The organism is Megasphaera intestinihominis (assembly GCF_040096415.1).
Lineage (GTDB): Bacteria > Bacillota > Negativicutes > Veillonellales > Megasphaeraceae > Megasphaera > Megasphaera intestinihominis.
In genome coordinates this window covers 1-18,602 of the sequence record NZ_JBBMEU010000015.1, presented here as the reverse complement: position 1 = coordinate 18,602, position 18,602 = coordinate 1, and the positions used below count along the sequence as shown (strand labels likewise).

Here is an 18,602-nt window from a genome sequence, read left to right as displayed (position 1 = left end):
TCAGGACTAAAAGCCCAGATTTTCTCCGACCAGGATAACCTTGATGCGGCCCTGGGGCTTGCAGATACGCGTCCGGACGACTTGGGCACAGACGCTGTCCGGCCGGATGCAGTGGCCACACATGCCCGTCTTGGCACAAGGCGTACCGACACCGGGGAAGCGGCCGATATTCTGCGGCGACGCCACGGTGTGCGCCCGTTCGATGCCGGCTTCGACCGTCGGGACGACCTTGTTCATACCGACGATGGCGATGACCTGTTTCGGCCCGTAGCAAAGGGCGGCGACGCGGTTGCCGTTGCCATCGATGTTGATGAGCTGGCCGTCCTGGACGGCTGCGTTGGCCCCCATGAGGAAGGTGTCACAGAGCAGGGCCTTGCGCATCAGTTCGACCCGTTCTTCCGGCGTCTTGGCCGAATCGCGGTCGATGACCGGATTGTGTTCCAGTACATAAGGCCGCAGGCCGATTTCATTGATGGATACAGAGCCGCCCCAGGATACGACATCCGTTTCCGGGATATACGAGATGGCCTGTTTCAAGGCTTCTTCCTTCGTCGGACAGTATACGGCTTCAAAGCCGCGGGCTGCAAACTTCTTTGCCACTAAAGGCCCTTTAATATCATACATGCGGTGCATCATATCGCTTCTATCCATAGTAACTCCTCCTTTATTTAGCCAGCATCATTTCCGCTTTGGCTTCGGCAGCCGGCGTACCATCAGCGTGGGTAATCTTTCCTTTCATGATGAACAGACGGCCGCGGTGGACTTCCGGCCAGCCTTCGACCTTGACCGTTTCGCCGATGCGTATGGCACTGCGGAAACGGATTTCCAGCCGCGCCGTATAGGCTGGTTTACCGGCAATGCGGAACACATAATCTCCCATGACTTCATCCAGCAGCGTACTCGTCAGGCCGCCGTGCATGCGGTCACCATAACTTTCATGCTCTGCCTTGGGCGTAAAATAAGCCACGCAGTGATCGCCTTCCATCTTCATGTCCAGCTTCAGGCCAATCGGGTTATCGCGGCCACAGCCGAAACAATGATTCGTATCATAAGCAGTTTCCATCTAATCCCCCCCTCCGAATATTCTTCACACTACCTTTATTATACTATACTTGGCAAGCCTTTCGCTTATTTGAAACGAATTATCATATTAGTATTGACAATCACTTTCAAATAAATTATACTTACAGTATCAAAGCGAAAGGAGCGGCAACCGGATATGAACCTGGATTTCGTCTTAATAACCCACTGTTCACCGACTTTAGCGGGTCTCAAACAGGCATCCCTTCTCTGTCTACCCCGCTTGGACAGCGGCTGTACCTATGATGATATAATTGAAAAGTATAATCATAAATATAATGCAAAAGGCTTGTATTTCCGTATCTTGTACGCCTGTTCCAAACGCACTTTGCTGTATGTATACCGACCGGCCAGGGTCTGGGCCTACGTACAGCAGCGGGACATTTCATCATTTCTGCAGCAATTCGGCTATCAGGACTGCCAGGACATCTCTTCCCTGCTGGACCGTCTTGCCGAACGCTTTGCAGAAGATGGCTGTTTCCCTCATGAATCGGGCATTTTCCTCGGCTATCCCCTAGAGGACGTGTGCGGTTTCATCGCCAACAAGGGAAACCATGCCAAGCTTTGTGGCGAATGGAAGGTATACGGCGACGCCCACGCTGCCGCCCGTACTTTCCATCGCTATACGTGCTGCCGGCAAGACTATTTGAATCGCTTTGCCGTTGGGACAACATTAGACTCGCTCATTGTAGCATAAGGAGGATTTAATCATGGTAGAAATCGTTTATTGGAGTGGTACAGGTAATACAGAAGCAATGGCTAACGAAATCGAAGCAGCCGTCAAAGCTGCCGGTGCTGACGTAGAATCAGTCCGCTTTGAAGATACAAATGTCGATGATGTAGCTAGCAAAGACGTCATCTTGCTCGGCTGCCCGGCCATGGGTTCAGAAGAACTGGAAGACTCTGTCGTCGAACCGTTCTTCACCGATTTGGCTCCGAAATTGAAGGGCAAAAAAGTCGGCCTCTTTGGTTCTTACGGCTGGGGTTCCGGCGAATGGATGGACGCATGGAAACAGCGTACAGAAGATGCCGGTGCCACCGTCATTGGTACGGCCATCGTCAACGAAACACCGGACAACGCTCCTGAATGCAAAGAATTGGGCGAAGCCGCTGCCAAAGCATAAAAATCAGAAAACAACTTCACATTCATTCTCCTCTTAGTAAAAGGGCTTGTCGCACAACGACAAGCCCTTTTACGTAGCTAGTGGCTAGCCGTTAGTGGTTAGCGGATGGCTTTAAATTTTAACGCTAACTGCTAGCTGCTGACGGCTTAAAAGAGCTAGTGTTTCGACGATGAACTTGCGTTTACTTTTTGTCAAGTATATATGCGAAATAGGTACGGTTAGACGTAACTCTCATCCTTCTCATTTGCCTAGGGTATGTTAAAATAGGAACGTACTGTCTCATACTTATTTATTCCTATAGTAAAAGGAGGAATTTTATGAAAGACCAAGTCTTTTCCATCTTGCAGGCTGTCGGCCGCAGTTTCATGCTGCCTGTCGCCATCCTGCCGATTGCCGGCTTACTCCTCGGTATCGGGGCTTCTTTCACGAATGCTACGACCATCCAGACCTATGGATTGGAAAGCATCCTCGGAAACGGCACGATACTCCATTCACTGCTCACCATCATGAGCGATGCCGGCAACATCATTTTCGGTAACCTGCCCATCATCTTCGCCGTCGGCGTCGCCATCGGCATGGCCAAGCAGGAAAAGGAAGTCGCCGCCTTATCGGCGATGATCGCCTTTTTCGTCATGCACGCCTCGACCAACGCCGTCCTCAAACTGACTGGCAAGGTATTGGCCAATAACACCGTATCTCCCGATGTCCTGGAAGGTACGATTGCCAATGTCTGCGGCATCATGTCCCTCCAGGAAGGCGTCTTCGGCGGTATCATCGTCGGCATCGGCGTCGCCTACCTGCACAACCGCTATCATAAAATCGTACTGCCCAATGCCCTGTCCTTCTTCGGCGGGTCGCGCTTCATCCCTATCATTTCCACCGTCGTCTACATGTTCGTCGGCATTGCCATGTATTTCGTCTGGCCTGTCGTCCAGAGCGGCATCTTCGCCCTCGGCGGCCTGGTCACGGGTACGGGCTACATCGGCACCTTGATTTTCGGCATCATCAAGCGGGCCCTCATCCCCTTCGGCCTGCATCACGTCTTCTACCTGCCCTTCTGGCAGACCGGCGTCGGCGGTTCGATGATGATCGACGGCAACCTCGTCCAGGGCGGCCAGAACATCTTCTTCGCCCAGCTCGCTTCGCCTAACGTCACTCACTTCAGTGCTGATGCAACCCGATATTTCTCGGGCGAATTCATCTTCATGATCTTCGGTCTGCCCGGCGCCGCCCTGGCCATGTACCGCACGGCAAAACCGGAAAAACGCAAAGTCGCCGGCGGCCTGCTCTTATCGGCAGCCCTGACGTCCATGTTCACGGGCATCACGGAACCGATTGAATTCTCCTTCCTCTTCGTCGCACCGATGCTCTTCTACGTCCAGGTCGTCCTGGCCGGTGCCGCTTACATGATCGCCCACATGCTGAACATCGCCGTCGGCCTGACCTTCTCTGGCGGCCTGTTGGACCTGTTCATCTTCGGTATCCTGCAGGGTGAAGCCAAGACCAACTGGATGTACATCATCCCGGTCGGCATCATCTACTTCTTCCTCTACTACTTCATCTTCACGTTCCTCATCAAGAAGTTCGACCTCAAGACACCGGGCCGTGAAGACGACGATGTGGAAACGAAACTCTACACCAAAGCCGACGTCAAAGCCCGTGACGCCGCAGCCAAAGCCGGCGACGGCGAGGCTGCCACGGACGTCGTCAGCCAGGCCATCACCCGCGCCCTGGGCGGCACCAAGAACATCACTTCCGTCGACTGCTGCGCTACGCGCCTGCGCTGCTCCGTAGCCGATTCGGCCTTGGTCAACGATGCAGCTCTGAAAGCCACTGGCGCTGTAGGCGTCATCAAGAAAGGCCAGGGCGTCCAGGTCGTCTACGGCCCGCAAGTCGCCGTCATCAAGGCCAACCTGGAAAGCTATCTGGCAACCAACCCGGCAGACGGCCCTATCGAAGCCGTACCGGCAGCGGAAACGGTTCCGGCTGAAGAAGCGCCGAAAGCCCAGGAAACACAGACTGAACCGGAAACAGATGCTGAAAAGCATTACTTCAATTCGCCCTTCACCGGCAGCCTCCATCCCATTACGGAAGCCCCGGATGAAGCCTTTGCCGGCAAAATGACAGGCGACGGCTTCTTCGTCTATCCGACAGACGGCACGGTCTATGCGCCGGAAGACGGAACAGTCACCTTCGTCTTCGATACGAAACACGCCATCGGTATGACCACGGCAGACGGCGTAGAATACCTCCTGCACATCGGCATCGATACGGTCAAACTCGAAGGCAAAGGCTTCAATGTCTTCGTCGAAAACGGCCAGGAAGTCAAGAAAGGCGATAAACTGATGGAATTCGACGACGAATTCATCAAGGCCAACGCCCCATCTGACGCCTGCCTGTGCATCTTCACCGACCTCGAAGACGGTCAGGAAGTCCACCTGGCAGCCGACGGCAACGTAAAAGCCGGCGACCAGGCCGTCTGGTTCTAATGTGTAAAACCGCAGGCCGCAGGCAAGCCTCTCCTGATAGGAGAGGTGGCCCGCAGGGCCGGAGAGGTTGAACCCTTCAGTCAGCGGCGCTGCCTGCTCTCCTCATAAGAGAGCCAACGGGCGTGAGCCACGAGCCCTTACAAAAAAGGCGCTGTCGCGATGCGACAGCGCTTTTTTTAGCAGTTAGCGGCTAATGGCTCTCCCGGGATTCCCACATGGCCCGAGACGGGCCGCCCACGTGCGGCCCCTGCGACTAACCACTAGCCACTAATACAGTTTCTTGTAAATGCCGTACACCTTATCATAATCGAGGGGCACAAAGCTGTGCTTCATGAGACGCTGCTGATTTTCGATGACCGATTTAGCAAATTCCGGCAATTCTTCTTCTTTGACGCCGTATTCATGGAGCGCTTTCTTGGGCAGGATGACGTTGAGCAGTTTTTCCAGTTCTTCATAGACGTGTTCCGGTTCGCAGCCCAGGATGTCGGCGATGAAGCCGTTCAATTTCGCGATTTCACCGTCCGATTTGATGGACATGTAGCAGTTCATGACGCCTGTGAACATGGCGTAGTTCGATTCACCATGAGGTACATGATACTTTGCCCCCAGAGGATAGCTCATGGCATGGACAGCGGCGCAGCCAGGGACACTGAAAGCGATGCCGGCCCAGTTGCTGGCCAGGAGGAAAGCCTTCATAAGCGGGATGCGCGCTTCCGGACCATGGTCGCGGATCTGCAAATAGCCCTTGAGGATGAGTTCAATGGCGTTATAACTGAAAACGCGGAAGCTGGCGCTGGAATCCGGAGACAAGGCCGATTCGACAGCGTGGACGAGGGCATCGATGGAACTGGTCGCAAAGACCTTGAAAGGCAGGGTCTTCAAGAGCTGCGAAATGAGGACGGCTTTATCGGCATAGAGCGCATTGTCGGCAATGCCCTTCTTCGTGTTGCGGCTAACCAGGGCCATGACCGATACATTGGTGACTTCACTGCCCGTCCCGCACGTCGTCGGGATGAGGATGAGTTCCTTTTCCTTTTCCACAGGAATCTTGCCATCGAACAAATCGAGGACCGGGCTGACCTGCTTCAAGATGAACAACTTGCACAAGTCCATGACCGTGCCGCCGCCGATACCGATGATGCGCTTCACATCCTTGGGCATATCTTTATAAATGGCTTCTGCCATTTCATCAGACGGTTCACCCATACCATACTTTTCCTGGAACAAGACGTGGCACGTAAGGCCTAAATCCTTGAAATTCGGGTCGAAAATATACTGATTGGTAACAATCAGGTCATCGGCTCCGACCTGCAGGTCTTCCACAAATTCCCGGCACGTATCGTAAGAGTAAATCGTCGGTTTCAACTGTAATTCAATCATTTCATTAACTCCTTTCTAATGGGTAATGCACTCACCGCCTTTAGTGTAACAAAGATGGAAACAGTTTTGCAAGATACAGGATGCCCGTGATATAATAAACCTGTCCTGGGGGAGGATGGGTTCTGGTGTTCCCTCTGGTCTTCAAAACCAGCATGGGGAGTTAACAGCTTCTCAGGTGGGTTCGATTCCCACACTTTCCCGCCAGAAAACGAAAAAGGGCTGTCGCACGTGCGACAGCCCTTTTTTGAGTTTTAAGTTTGTAGTTTTTAGTTTGCAGCAAATGGTAAAAAATTTGAGCCAGCTTCTACAAACTGCTCCATACTACAAACTTTGCGTTATAAGCCAATTAGTGGTTCATCGATTTCTCATCTGTTTTTTCCGTCTTTTCCTCTATCTGCTTTGTTTCATCCGTATTGACGGCTTCCTTGAATTCACGGAGGCTCTTCCCCAAAGCCCGGCCGATGGTCGGCAGTTTCCCCGGTCCGAATACGACCAGGGCGATGACTAAAATGAGCAGTAATTCCGGTGCGCCTAAGCCAAACATGTCCTTCCTCCTATAATGCCATTACTTCTTCACATGCCTTCATGATACCCTTATCCGCAGAGGATGTCAATGAACGCGGGAGGAGAAGAGTTTTTTCAAGCCAAAGGATTTATCGACGCGGCACGGCGTCACTTCCAGGCACAACGGCTCAGAATGATAGACTTCGGCCCGTCCCAGATAGAGCTGGGACAAGAGGGGATTGAGAGAGTAGCAATACTGAATCTTGGAATACCGTCCACCATACCTGGGACAGATGCGGACTTCCTAAATTTTCTTATACTTCAATCTGTCAAATAGGAATCCGCATTCAGTGGCTGCCATGGCATTTCATGTATTTCAGGCTCATCGGCGTCTACGGCATCATCAACCAGTACGGCCTGAAAATGGTCGGCGGCCTGTTATCGGACAAACTCTTCCATTCGCCGACCAAATACCTGCGCATCGGTTATCTGATCACAGCCGTCGTCCTCATCGCCTTCACCTGGATGCCCTACCAGACCCTTCGGCATCTGGGCCGGCATCATCATCTCCCTGGCCATCAGTGCCTGCGTCTACAGCATGCGCGCCGTCTTCTTCGCCCCCATGGATGAAGTCGACGTCCCCCGCGAAATCACAGGCTCTGCCATGTCCATGGCCTCCTTCATCGGCTATCTGCCCGGCGCCTTCATGTACGCCGTCTACGGCTCCATCCTCGATAGCCATCAGGGCATCGACGGCTACCAAATCGTCTTCACCGTCATGACCGTCTTTGCCATCCTCGGCGCCCTGCTGAGCACCTATATCACGCACCGCATCAAAGCCGCCTATACGCTGGCAAAATAAACATATAGAAAAAAGCGCTACCGATAGACGGTTAGCCCTCAAAGATTATTTAAAGAAAAAATAACCGTTGCGTTGGGAGCGAGGCGGTTATTTTTCTTTATGTGAATACGGATTTCTAATCTGGGTGGAGGGTATAGCGCCCTCCGAAGAGGGATAACCGCCTACCGTTTTGGTAGCACCTATAAAAAGTATAACAAAACTATAATATATCGTCCATAAAAAAAATAGCGAGCTAAATAAACGCAAATAGCAAATAAAGAACAGGGACTACCGCACTTGCAGTAGTCCCTGTTCTCGAAGGAGGACAAATGTATATAAGTAACGGTCAGAATTTCTGACCGGCCTTATCTTTTTTCAACCATTCAATCAAAACTTCTTCTCGGGTCTTCTTGATATGATCCAATTCTTCCGGTTTCCACTGGTATAGACCAGTCCCTGTTTTTGCACCCAAGTTTCCTTCATCAACGCATTTTTTCATGACGGCAGAGCCTTCTTTGTCATCAGCCAAATCAGCATTCAAATAGGCCGAAATGTTGTAGAAAATATCAAGGCCTCCTAAATCAGCAGTTTCAAGCGGTCCTGTCACGCCTAACCGGCGGCCAATGCTGTATTTACAAATGAGATCAACCGCTTCGGCGGTCGCGATCCCCTCTTGTACACAATACAGTGCTTCACGAAGCAGGGCAAACTGTAACCGGTTTCCTACGAATCCTGGAGCTTCTTTCAAAAGAGCTACCGGTTTTTTCCCGATTTTTTCCATAAGCTGCCAAGTAATATCTACCGTTTCTTGGCTTGTCTTTTCACCCGGAACGACTTCAACCAAAGGAATAAGGTGAGGCGGGTTCCAAAAATGAGCAACGACGAAACGTTCTGGATGTTTGAGAACAGAGGCGACTTCTGTCGGCAAAAGGCCAGAAGAGTCCGTAGCAAAAATAACATCTGGACCAAGATATTTTTCCAATTCTCCATAAACATATTGCTTAACATCCATGTCTTCTGCTACTGATTCAAGGACAAAATCTGCATCCTTTGCAGCATCTTCAATAGATGTAACACCATGAATATGACTGAGCAATTCTTTTTCTTCTGCTTCGGTCAGCAAATCATTGGCTTTCATGACATCTAATGTAGCATGTATATTTCGCATAGCCCGAGCAATACTGGCATCTTTACGCCCAAACATATTTACTTCATAGCCATTCTGAGCAAAAGCAATCGCTGTGCCAAACCCCATCGTGCCACAACCTAAGTTACAAATCCGTTTAATGTCCTTCAACTGCTTCATACTTCTACCTTCTTTCTATCACGTATAATTTTAAATAGCAAAAGGAATCACCGTTAAACCGACAACCATGATGATGCCTAATACAATAAAGGCAACGAAACTATATCCTACAAAATCTTTGAACTCTAATCCGCAAACAGCCATAAACGGAACGGCAAAGAACGGTTGTACTAATGCCGTCAAGTCCCCGCCAAACATATAGGCAATGACGGTCTGCGCATCAGGAATCCCCAACGCCTGACCAGCCGGAATAAGGAAGGGCGCTTCAATGACCCACTTGCTGCCACCCGAAGGAATAAAGTAGCTGATAATCCCCGTCAAGATGGCTGCAATAGCAGGAAATGTTGTTTCATTACTAAAAGCAATAACCCAGGACGCAATGGTATCGACCAAGCCAGTGTATTTCATGATGCCATAAATACCCGCATAGAAGGGAAACTGTAAAATAACGCCCCAAGCGGCTGGCGTCGATGCTTTGACAGCCTGCAATAACGCAGCTGGCGAACCATAAAGCCAGATAATCAACGTCAAGAAAAGGAAATTCAAAACGTTAATATCCAAGGATTTCCCTAAAACAAAGAAGTGATACCCCAAGTAAACTAAAAACATACATCCGATAATATATGAGCACCATGGTGTATAAGTAACCCATTCACTCGGCGTCTTAATATCTTTTTTCTTAGGCATAACCGGTGTGGTAATATTAGCCAGCTCCGGATTCCATTGAGAAATAGAAATCATCTTGGTCTTGTCTTTTGGCTGGAGTACGAATCCAAATAAAACCAAAATAGCAATGACCGAGAGGATGGTTAAAATCAAATTGTACGGATGAAAGATTGTCATGGAAATAGGAATGACACCTATTTCTTTAACCATAAAATGATCCGCTGTAGCCACCAATAACGGAGCCGACCCCGAAAGTCCCATATGCCAGATAAAGAACGGCGTCCATGCGGCACCGCATAAATAGCGATAATCAATAAGAATATGTTTCTGTTCTGCCTGAACTGCCAAGTTCTTACAAATAAGGGCCGCAAAAACTAACCCGAAGCCCCAATTCAAATAGAAGCCAATAGCTGACAACAAAACAACATAAATGTAAACAGCCGTGGGAGAATTCGGTTTACTGCATACCGATGAAATGAGGCGTGTGCAAACTGGGGTTGTAGCTAAAGCATAACCAGTGATAACGATCAATGACATCTGCATAGAAAATGCCAACAATGTCCAGAATCCATTTCCCCAAGCGATGACCGTATCCAAGGGACCTGATGAAGTAAATAGCAATGCTAAAATAAAGGCGACAATAGTTAATACAAGGGCAATAACATATGAATCAGGAACCCATTTTTGGGCAAAATCCGTAAAGTAATCGGTAAATTGTTTCTTTTCCTTAGCCATAGTGTTATCTCCTTTCTTTATATGATTTATTTGTGATTAATTTCACATTTCAAAGGGGAATAGAAGCCTCCGAACTATGCAAAAGGGCGGTTTTTCCAGAATCCGAAGGCTTTTATTCATGAAAACAGGTTTTATCTTTGAGCTTTTAAATAGGAACCAATTTGATACTGCAGGCGTGTGAAACCTGCTGAAACATTAACGTTTCATGACTCTTGCTTTGCCATCTGTGACCAATTTATCATTTTGATTGGTGACAGTGGTGCGGAAAATAATCCGATGTTTCTTATCATCTTTTTCAATACATTCGACAGTCGCGGTCAGCGTATCCCCGTATAAAACAGGCGCTAAAAAACTGAGTTCCTGATTCATATAAATCGTATCGATTCCAGGAAGTTCTGTTCCCAATACTGCCGAAATAAGACCAGCTGAAATCATACCATGTGCAATTCGTTGTTTAAACAGCGAGTTTTTCGCAAATTCTGCATTTACATGGACCGGATTGAAGTCCCCAGTCACGCCTGCAAAGGCATACACATCATATTCAGAGATTGTCTTCGATAAAGACGCCTTATCCCCTACATGGATGTCTTCATAACGTACATTTCTGGCCATACTACCACCTCCTTAAATAGCAACAACTATATCTGTAAGCCCATTGGCTTATCTTCAAAAATCCGTCTGTCCATCAATTTAACAGCATTGATGATTGGTTTAAATTCCATATGTGCCAATATATCTTTTTCCATGTCAATCCCAGGAGCAATTTCAATCAATTCCATCCCATCCGGAGTCAGTTTAAAAACAGCACGTTCCGTAACATAGAGTACAGGCTGTCCTACCGAGTTTGCATAATCGCCACTGAAAGTAATCTGTTCAACCTGTTTGAGGAACTTCTTGTTTCGGCCTTCCTGTGTAATGATCAACTTACCATCCTGAACGGTTTCTTTAAGTCCACCAGCTGTAAATGTACCGCAATAAATCACTTTTTTTGAGTTTTGCGTAATATTTATGAATCCACCACATCCGGCAACACGACCTTTGAACTTACTGACATTGATATTCCCATGTTCATCAGCTTCAGCCAACCCTAAGATAGCTAAGTCAACACCGCCGCCATCATAGAAGTCGAATTGATACGGCTGGTCAAGGATTGCTTCCGCATTGGTAGCAGCACCAAAGCTCAAGCCGCCTGCGGGAATACCTCCAATTGTACCCGCTTCGGTTGTCAATACCATACTGTTGGCACCTTCTTCTGAAGCAACAGCAGAAACACCTTCAGGCATCCCAATGCCCAAATTAACAACAGCATTGGGAATCAATTCCATGGCACAACGACGAGCAATGACTTTCCGATTTGTCAACGGCATAGCCGTAAGTGAATCGACGGGCACTTTCAAGTCGCCATTAAAGGCAGGATTAAATTCATAATCCCAAGTCATAAAATGATCTGGAATATCTCCCTCAACAACATAATCAACGATAACGCCTGGAATTTTAATATCTTTCGGATCTAAGGTCCCTTGAATTGCCACTTGTTTTACTTGAGCAATGACAATCCCGCCACAAGCATGCGCCGCTTCTGCAATGGCTAATGCTTCGCCAGTACCAATTTCACCTTCCATTGAGATATTACCATTTTGATCCGCAGTCGTACCACGAATAATGCCTACGTTAATAGTCTGCGGTTTATACCAAAGCCATTCTTCATCATTCATCTTTATAACTTCAACAATATCTTCTGTCGTTCCTTCATTTAACTTTCCGCCTTCTAAACGCGGATCAACAAAAGTTCGTAGACCAACTTTTGTAACAGTCCCTGGACGACGGCCAGCAATATCACGGAACCACTGAGAAAGTGTACCTTGCGGAAGATTGTAGGCAAGCACTTTATTTTCATTAATCAAATTGCCTAAGCGCGGAGTCAAATTAAAATGCCCGCCAATAATACATCTAAGAAGACCTTCTTCCGCTAAGTGATTTAAACCGCGTTCACCACCATCACCTTGACCAGCGGCAAAAACAACCGTTAAATTTTTAGGGGCCCCACTTTCTTTGTACGTGGTCTGTATCTCTTTAAGTACTGTTTCCGGTACGAGTCCCCCAACAAAGCCACTTGTAGCTATAACGGCACCATTTTCAATATGTTTCACCGCTTCTTTTGCTGTGACAAACTTTGCCATAATAACATCTCCTATCTGTTTTATACTTTGATTCTAAAAGCACTGCTTTTAGTGAAGCCCTGTGAGTGAATAGATAGTGATAATTACAAAGACTGCAAAAGTCTTCAATAATGTAATAGCAAAAATATTCTTATACGAACTGCGATGTGTCAAACCACAAACAGCCAGCAACGTAATGACTGCACCATTATGCGGCAGCGTATCAAGACCGCCAGATGCCATAGATGCAACACGATGCAGGATTTCCGGTCCCATTCCAATAGAAGTAGCCCAAGCCATCCATTCCTGAGACATCAACTCCAAAGCAATGGCCATACCGCCGGAAGCTGAGCCGGTAATCCCCGCTAATGTCGTTACACTAATAGCTTCAGATACCAGCGGCGTCCCGCCAATATGAATATTAATCAGCGCATGTGCTACATGCTGGAAACCAGGGAGTTGCGAAATAACATTCCCGTAACCAACTTCCGACGCCGTGTTCATAATAGCTAAAAGTGAGCCAATGGCACCGGCATTGAGAATTTTCGTCAAGCGATCAATCGATTTGATTTCGCCCTTGCCAATAATCAAAGCCAGGAAAATCCCTGCTACCAATGCAATAATCAACGACCAGATACTCGCAACGTTTTTAACATGAGCTACTACAAGAGGCACGCCTTTCATCGACTGGAACGGTTCAAGAATGGCTGGATGCCAAACAACATATTCCGTAATGAGGAAGTTAATGACTAATACAGCTAACAACGGGACACATGCCAGTTTCCAAGATACCAAGGTTGCATCCGGATTGTCTTCAGGTTCATTGATGGTATGGTTGCCATATCCTTCCCCTTTGGCAATCGCCTTTTTCAGACAATGGTTAAGATAAACAAAGCCACCACCGTAAATGATACAGGCACCGATAATCCCAGCTAAAGGCGCCGAATACAAGGTTGTCCCAAAATAGGCTGTCGGAATAATGTTCTGAATCTGAGGAGTCCCAGGCAGGCAGTCCATCGTCGCCGTAAAAGCGCCTAAAGCGATAATGCCCGGAAGTAAGCGTTTCGGGTAGTTAGCTTCTTTAAAAAGAGCTGCTGCGAAAGGATAAACAGCAAAGACGACGACGAAAAGGCTGACACCACCATATGTTAAAAGAGAAGCTGCCATAACAATAGAGATAATGGCTTTATGAGGTTCTTTACCTAAACCGGTAATGATAGCACGCGCAATGCTTCGCGCTAAGCCAGTATCTTCCATAACTTTGCCAAAAATGGCACCTAACAAGAAAATAGGGAAAAAGGATTTAATATAGGTAACTGCCTTGCCCATAAACAACTCGGTGTAGGAAGGCATGATGGCCAGCCCCGACAACGTTGCTGCTAATAAGGCCATAATCGGAGCCATCATAATAACGGAAAATCCACGATAAGCAAAAGCAATCAATCCCAGTAAACTGAGGATAATAATGATTACACCAAAGTCCATACGTATCACTCCTTTTGGGCGTAGATATAACATTTTGTTGTTGCTCAATAGTAAGAATATATAAGGTGATTCATCGTGCCCTTATTATTTTTACCAATAAGCACAGAAGGGGGTAAAGCGTCATACAATCCAAAACATTGATTCCGTTCGTCACACGTGTAAATAACTGAAGTTCATTTTTCGGATGTTTTTCTTGCCTTCATGGTATCATCTCATCCATGCTTTTGTAAAATACATCGATTTCATTAAGGTAATGAATAAATTTCACGTATCCGTCAAAAAAAGGACTGTCTAACTGACAGTCCTTATTGTAGGCTAATTTAAAAATCAAATATGAAACTTTGCATTTTGTATCAAGTCTAAAAATAATTTCATCGGCGTACTTAAAAATTTTTCTTTATGATACGCTGCCAAAGGAATCCAAGGGAACGATGGATTGCATAAATGTAACATTTTCACTTTTTTACTGCAAAACTTCTGGATAATCGGCTTTGGCAAAATGGTTATGCTTTCCCCATCAGATACAGCTTCTACTAATAAGTCCCATTGTGCACTTTCAAGACCAACATGAGGTATAAATCCTGCCTCTTTGCAGCAATCGATAATCCGATAATAGAGCATAAAGGATTTATCAAGGACAAGGAACCTTTCATTTTTTAATTGTGAAAATGAAATGGTATCATAATTAGCTAAATGATGATGTGGAGAAACGACGCAAACAGCTTCCGATTCCATAATGGGAACTTTATTGAATTCTGGATTATCAAAAGGTTCGATAATAATGCCTATATCAACGGCTCCTGACTGTGCCAGGGAAAAAGCAGTCTGTGCGCCAATCTCCATAACCCGTAAATTGATTTCCGGATACATTTGACTGTATTGATGTAGTAACGAATGAATAACGGTAATCGTGACCGGCGGAATCCCTAACGTGAGTTTTCCGCGATGGCTATGTAATAATGTAGCCAGGACTTCCGTTTCTGATTGATAATTTGATACAATTTTAACAGCACTATTGTAAAAAATCTCCCCTGCTGAAGTCAGCTTAAATTTCCGGGCTTTGCGATCAATCAACTCCGTATTATAGGCTTGTTCTAAACTTTTTATAGCCTTGCTGATAGTAGACTGACTAATAAATAGCGATTCAGCCGCCTTGGTAATGCTATTTTCTCGAACAGCTTCTATAAAATATGCAAAATGGTTGATATTCATGATATCCCCCTTTTCTATAGTACCATCACAAATAGTTTTTCTCTTTGTATTAATATTATATATTGATACATATCAAACCGCTATCACTTTTACCCCCCCCCTGTATATTTTTAGTCATATTATACATGAATTATATTCATTTATATTTTTGTACTAAAGGCTGCCATTAATTGACAGCCTTACACCTACTTCACCAGTTCTTTTTCCATAGTTTGAAAGGCCGGCACATAGTAGCGAATAATACGCCGAACTTTTTCCTCCACTGGTTCACAACAATCGGGATGATATCGATCCTTAAGCATCGACAGCCAAGTAGATTCACTAACAAATAAATATCGTTCATAAGCATCTAAAAGTAATTCTTTCGGTGTCAGGGAAATAGCAAGGTCAGGATCTTTATTTTCAAGGCATTCCCGAAATACCTGTTGGCCTAAATCAAATTCGTCCATAAACCAGTGAACAATCCCATGTAATACAAAGACATTCGACAAATCTTCTTTTTTCAGACCAGAAAAATCCTTCAACCCTTGGGAAAATAATTCAAACGTTTTCATATTATCACCACCTTTTTATCTTTTTCTTTTCTATAATATTATCGTATAAAATAAATACACAAAGTGCAAAAGAGTTAAATTCATTCTAGTCATCGCTTTTATTCATTAATTTTATATTAAACTGAAAAAAGGACTCGAATCCTTGACAGGATTATTTGATACATGAAATACTATTTATTGATGTTCGAATTTATCATAATGGGGGAATTTTTTCATGTATGTAAAACCAAAAACGTTATCCATATTGCTAGCAGCCACATTTGCCGCTTCCATGGCCTGGGGAACGGCTCCAAAAAATGTTTCCCAGACCTTCGCTACAAAAGCGGAAGCGTCGGTAAAGGCGCCGCTTCAGGCGAAAGCGCCGGCTTATACAGGAAAGGCATTACAGAACACTCGCAACGGCATGGTTCAGGGATATGTACAAAATCAGGCTCTAATCTGGAAAGGAATTCCGTACGGGCAGGCAGAACGCTGGAAAGCTCCGACAGACGTCAAGGCCTGGAATGGCATCTTCGATGCGACGAAACCGGGACCTGTTGCCATTCAGGGAGCCATGGGCAAAACAAAAGGCAGTGAAGACTGCCTGAATCTCGATATTTTCCATCCTAATACAAAAGAAAAAAATCTGCCCGTCCTGTTCTTTATCCATGGTGGTAATAATCAGAGCGGTGCTGCTGACCAAGTGAACTGGCAGAAGTTTGCTGAAAGGGAACACGTCGTCGCCATCAGTATCAATCACCGTCTGGGTGCACTGGGCTTTAATCCCCTACCAGCATTAAAGCATGGTACGGCTGAAGAAAATTCTGGTAACTTTGCTGTATTGGATTTTGTGAGAGGCTTGGACTGGACGAAAGAAAATATTGCCAGCTTCGGCGGAAATGCTAACAATATTACGATTGCAGGCTTTTCTTCCGGTGGACGTGACGTCATGGCATTGCTTATTTCTCCTATAGCAAAAGGGAAATTCCAGAAAGCGATTTCCTTCAGTGGCGGTATGACTACTTCTGATACGTCCTGGGCTCAGCAGATTTTCGCCCAGCATTTTGCTTCTCTCGTCGTTACAGACGGCATCAAAAAGAGCGACATAGATGCCGCCAAATGGCTGTTGCAGGATACACCGGAGGTCCGTGATTATTTACAGAATCTATCCGCCGACCGTATTGCCGCTGCATTTGGTCATGCTGGTATCCGCATGAGTGCCTTCCCTCATCTCTATAATGATGGCATCGTATTAGAAAAAGATGCTTTTGCTACGAAAAATTACAATCAAGTACCGCTCATCATGACGACTGGTACAGATGAATTCTCCCTATATACGCGAACTGATAGTTACTTTTCTCCATCCGTCAAAGACGGCTCAATCTTTACGGATCCGGAAAAGCATAAAGAATTCGCTTTTGCTAAGACATATGGCAGCCGTCTGTATGAGCTATTCAATGCCGAAGAATCAGCTGTCACCATGTTCAACCACTATGGCAAAGCACCTATTTATACGATGAAAATTGCCTGTGGAAATAATCCAAAGCTCGTCGGTGAAAAAACGGCCTTTACGTCCGGCTCTATCCACGGCATCTGGATTCCTTTTGCTACCGGCATCCCAACAGCTACGACAGCAGGCTATCCGGCAGGTTCTTTCGACAATCCCGGCGCGCTGGCACTGACGGCACAAATACAGGATTATCTGGGTAATTTCATGCGTACAGGGAATCCTAATGGCAAGGGCCTTGTAACATGGAAGAAATGGACCAGCGCAACAAAGGGACCGAGCCAGTTATATGTCAATTCCGATGGGACAAAAGTAAATATCCATCAAGAATACGGCCGCACGACCTATCAGTCTATCCTTGACGAAATAGTCAGGGATACGTCTATAACCGAGAATGCAAAAGAAGAACTCATCAAGCACGTTCTCAGTGGCCGCTGGTTCAGCAAAGGACTTGACACATTCTTCCATAACAATTAAGAAATCATCACTTACATACAATCAAAAAATCCTGCACTCATAAACCATTGGAATTGTGAGTGCAGAATTTTTAATAGACTTAGTGCAGACTTGGATAAACTGGCTTCATCAATTTCCAAGGCAACGTAAAAAGTTTAAATTTCATATTTTTGCATATAGAACAAGGACTGTACAAGATTACGTACGACAAGCCCCTTTTTCTCCAAATATACAAATCTAGCGGGTTTTGCTACAATAGAATCAATCTGTAATTCTAACTCAATCGACTCTTCCCTATTATTGGATGTACCATTCTTATTTTCAGGAGGATCAGCATGGATTATTTAAATGATATGTTTTCTTTGAAAGGCAATGTCGCCCTTGTTACGGGCGGTTCTTATGGCATCGGGTTTGCTATCGCCAAATCCTTAGCCCGCGCCGGTGCCGTCATTGCCTTCAACTGCCGCAGCCAGGAACACTTGGACCAGGCTATGAAGGATTATAAAAGAGAGGGCATCGACGCACACGGCTATATTTGCGATGTCACTGATGAAATTCATGTGCAGCAATTAGTCAGCGAAATAGAAAAGACGTTAGGAACCATCGACATTCTCGTCAACAACGCCGGTATCATCAAACGCATTCCCATGTGCGACATGACGACGGAAGAGTTTCGCCAAGTCGTCGATATCGACTTAGTCGGCCCGTTTATCGTATCCAAAGCGGTCATCCCCGGTATGATAAAAAAAGGCCACGGCAAAATCATCAATATCTGCTCTATGATGAGCGAATTAGGCCGTGAAACCGTATCGGCTTACGCTGCAGCTAAGGGCGGACTGAAAATGCTGACCCGCAATATCTGCTCTGAATTCGGAGGAGCGAATATCCAGTGTAATGGCATTGGTCCTGGCTACATCGCAACGCCTCAGACAGCTCCGCTGCGCGAAAAACAGCCTGATGGCTCCCGTCATCCCTTTGACCAGTTCATTGTCTCCAAGACGCCGGCTGGTCGCTGGGGCACAACAGAAGACCTCGAAGGGCCGGCTGTGGTAGTGTCAAGATTCTTTCGCAAATTCATTTCATCCGCCAGTAAATATCGTAATCAGATATATGGATTTTCCTCGT

The 18,602-nt window shown here is 46.4% G+C and carries 17 protein-coding genes, 1 tRNA gene and 1 pseudogene; 8 read left to right on the top strand and 11 right to left on the bottom strand.

The features are described 5' to 3' along the window. Positions 1-6: 6 nt before the first annotated feature. Positions 7-651 carry a lactate utilization protein gene (locus WMO23_RS03835; protein WP_020310628.1) on the bottom strand — a complete coding sequence of 215 codons (645 nt, stop codon included), beginning with the start codon at positions 649-651 and terminating at the stop codon, positions 7-9. A gap of 13 nt (positions 652-664) precedes the next feature. After that, positions 665-1,063, bottom strand: a complete 399-nt coding sequence (locus WMO23_RS03830) for a PaaI family thioesterase (RefSeq protein ID WP_020310629.1) — start codon at positions 1,061-1,063, stop codon at positions 665-667. 156 nt (positions 1,064-1,219) lie between these two features. On the opposite strand from WMO23_RS03830, the gene WMO23_RS03825 reads away from it, so the two are divergent. The 3 genes from WMO23_RS03825 (at position 1,220) to WMO23_RS03815 (ending at position 4,693) form a co-directional block, all read left to right on the top strand. Beyond that, positions 1,220-1,777, top strand: a complete 558-nt coding sequence (locus tag WMO23_RS03825; protein WP_292299426.1) for a DUF3793 family protein — start codon at positions 1,220-1,222, stop codon at positions 1,775-1,777. Between the two features lie 13 nt (positions 1,778-1,790). Next, the gene (locus WMO23_RS03820) at positions 1,791-2,204 is read left to right on the top strand and encodes a flavodoxin (RefSeq protein WP_020310631.1); all 414 of its coding nucleotides are present in this window, start codon (positions 1,791-1,793) and stop codon (positions 2,202-2,204) included. Positions 2,205-2,521: 317 nt separating this feature from the next. Continuing rightward, positions 2,522-4,693: a PTS sugar transporter subunit IIABC gene (locus tag WMO23_RS03815; RefSeq protein WP_292282217.1), complete on the top strand. Its 2,172-nt coding sequence runs from the start codon at positions 2,522-2,524 to the stop codon at positions 4,691-4,693. Between the two features lie 267 nt (positions 4,694-4,960). On the opposite strand, the gene WMO23_RS03810 is transcribed toward WMO23_RS03815, so the two are convergent. Next, complete coding sequence (locus tag WMO23_RS03810) at positions 4,961-6,073, bottom strand: 4-hydroxybutyrate dehydrogenase (RefSeq protein WP_020310633.1); 1,113 nt, start codon at positions 6,071-6,073, stop codon at positions 4,961-4,963. A 107-nt stretch (positions 6,074-6,180) separates the two neighbouring features. Here WMO23_RS03810 and WMO23_RS03805 point away from each other — a divergent pair. After that, positions 6,181-6,277: transfer RNA gene (locus tag WMO23_RS03805), tRNA-Sec, on the top strand. A gap of 142 nt (positions 6,278-6,419) precedes the next feature. Here WMO23_RS03805 and tatA read toward each other — a convergent pair. Next, positions 6,420-6,617 carry a twin-arginine translocase TatA/TatE family subunit gene (gene tatA / locus WMO23_RS03800; protein WP_020310634.1) on the bottom strand — a complete coding sequence of 66 codons (198 nt, stop codon included), beginning with the start codon at positions 6,615-6,617 and terminating at the stop codon, positions 6,420-6,422. A gap of 329 nt (positions 6,618-6,946) precedes the next feature. Here tatA and WMO23_RS03795 point away from each other — a divergent pair, with 329 nt between their 5' ends. Both WMO23_RS03795 and WMO23_RS03790 read left to right on the top strand, forming a co-directional pair. After that, positions 6,947-7,207, top strand: a complete 261-nt coding sequence (locus tag WMO23_RS03795) for a hypothetical protein (protein ID WP_051132236.1) — start codon at positions 6,947-6,949, stop codon at positions 7,205-7,207. Beyond that, positions 7,200-7,439 carry a hypothetical protein gene (locus WMO23_RS03790; RefSeq protein WP_296820988.1) on the top strand — a complete coding sequence of 80 codons (240 nt, stop codon included), beginning with the start codon at positions 7,200-7,202 and terminating at the stop codon, positions 7,437-7,439. Before WMO23_RS03795 ends, WMO23_RS03790 begins: the two co-directional genes overlap by 8 nt. 325 nt (positions 7,440-7,764) lie before the next feature. Here the strand turns inward: WMO23_RS03790 and WMO23_RS03785 are convergent, their stop codons facing one another. The 7 genes from WMO23_RS03785 to WMO23_RS03755 form a co-directional block, all read right to left on the bottom strand. Then, a complete protein-coding gene (locus tag WMO23_RS03785) occupies positions 7,765-8,724 on the bottom strand; it encodes a 3-hydroxyacyl-CoA dehydrogenase family protein (protein WP_292106865.1) in 960 nt (319 codons plus the stop codon). A 30-nt stretch (positions 8,725-8,754) separates the two neighbouring features. Beyond that, positions 8,755-10,125, bottom strand: coding sequence for a short-chain fatty acid transporter (locus WMO23_RS03780; protein WP_301876756.1), 1,371 nt, complete (start codon positions 10,123-10,125; stop codon positions 8,755-8,757). A 195-nt stretch (positions 10,126-10,320) separates the two neighbouring features. After that, a complete protein-coding gene (locus WMO23_RS03775; protein ID WP_292299434.1) occupies positions 10,321-10,737 on the bottom strand; it encodes a MaoC family dehydratase in 417 nt (138 codons plus the stop codon). 26 nt (positions 10,738-10,763) lie between these two features. Then, the gene (locus WMO23_RS03770) at positions 10,764-12,305 is read right to left on the bottom strand and encodes an acyl CoA:acetate/3-ketoacid CoA transferase (RefSeq protein WP_292299436.1); all 1,542 of its coding nucleotides are present in this window, start codon (positions 12,303-12,305) and stop codon (positions 10,764-10,766) included. Positions 12,306-12,353: 48 nt separating this feature from the next. Further along, the gene (locus tag WMO23_RS11550; protein WP_349173285.1) at positions 12,354-13,769 is read right to left on the bottom strand and encodes a GntP family permease; all 1,416 of its coding nucleotides are present in this window, start codon (positions 13,767-13,769) and stop codon (positions 12,354-12,356) included. 327 nt (positions 13,770-14,096) lie between these two features. Next, on the bottom strand, positions 14,097-14,981 hold the full coding sequence (locus WMO23_RS03760; RefSeq protein WP_296820990.1) for a LysR family transcriptional regulator: 885 nt from the start codon (positions 14,979-14,981) through the stop codon (positions 14,097-14,099). A 185-nt stretch (positions 14,982-15,166) separates the two neighbouring features. Continuing rightward, complete coding sequence (locus WMO23_RS03755) at positions 15,167-15,535, bottom strand: nucleotidyltransferase (RefSeq protein ID WP_292299441.1); 369 nt, start codon at positions 15,533-15,535, stop codon at positions 15,167-15,169. 214 nt (positions 15,536-15,749) lie between these two features. On the opposite strand from WMO23_RS03755, the pseudogene WMO23_RS11545 reads away from it, so the two are divergent. Both WMO23_RS11545 and WMO23_RS03745 read left to right on the top strand, forming a co-directional pair. Further along, positions 15,750-16,844, top strand: a pseudogene (locus tag WMO23_RS11545) (carboxylesterase family protein); the annotation flags it as partial. Between the two features lie 968 nt (positions 16,845-17,812). After that, on the top strand, positions 17,813-18,602 hold a 790-nt coding region (locus WMO23_RS03745; protein WP_349173282.1), incomplete at its 3' end, for a gluconate 5-dehydrogenase.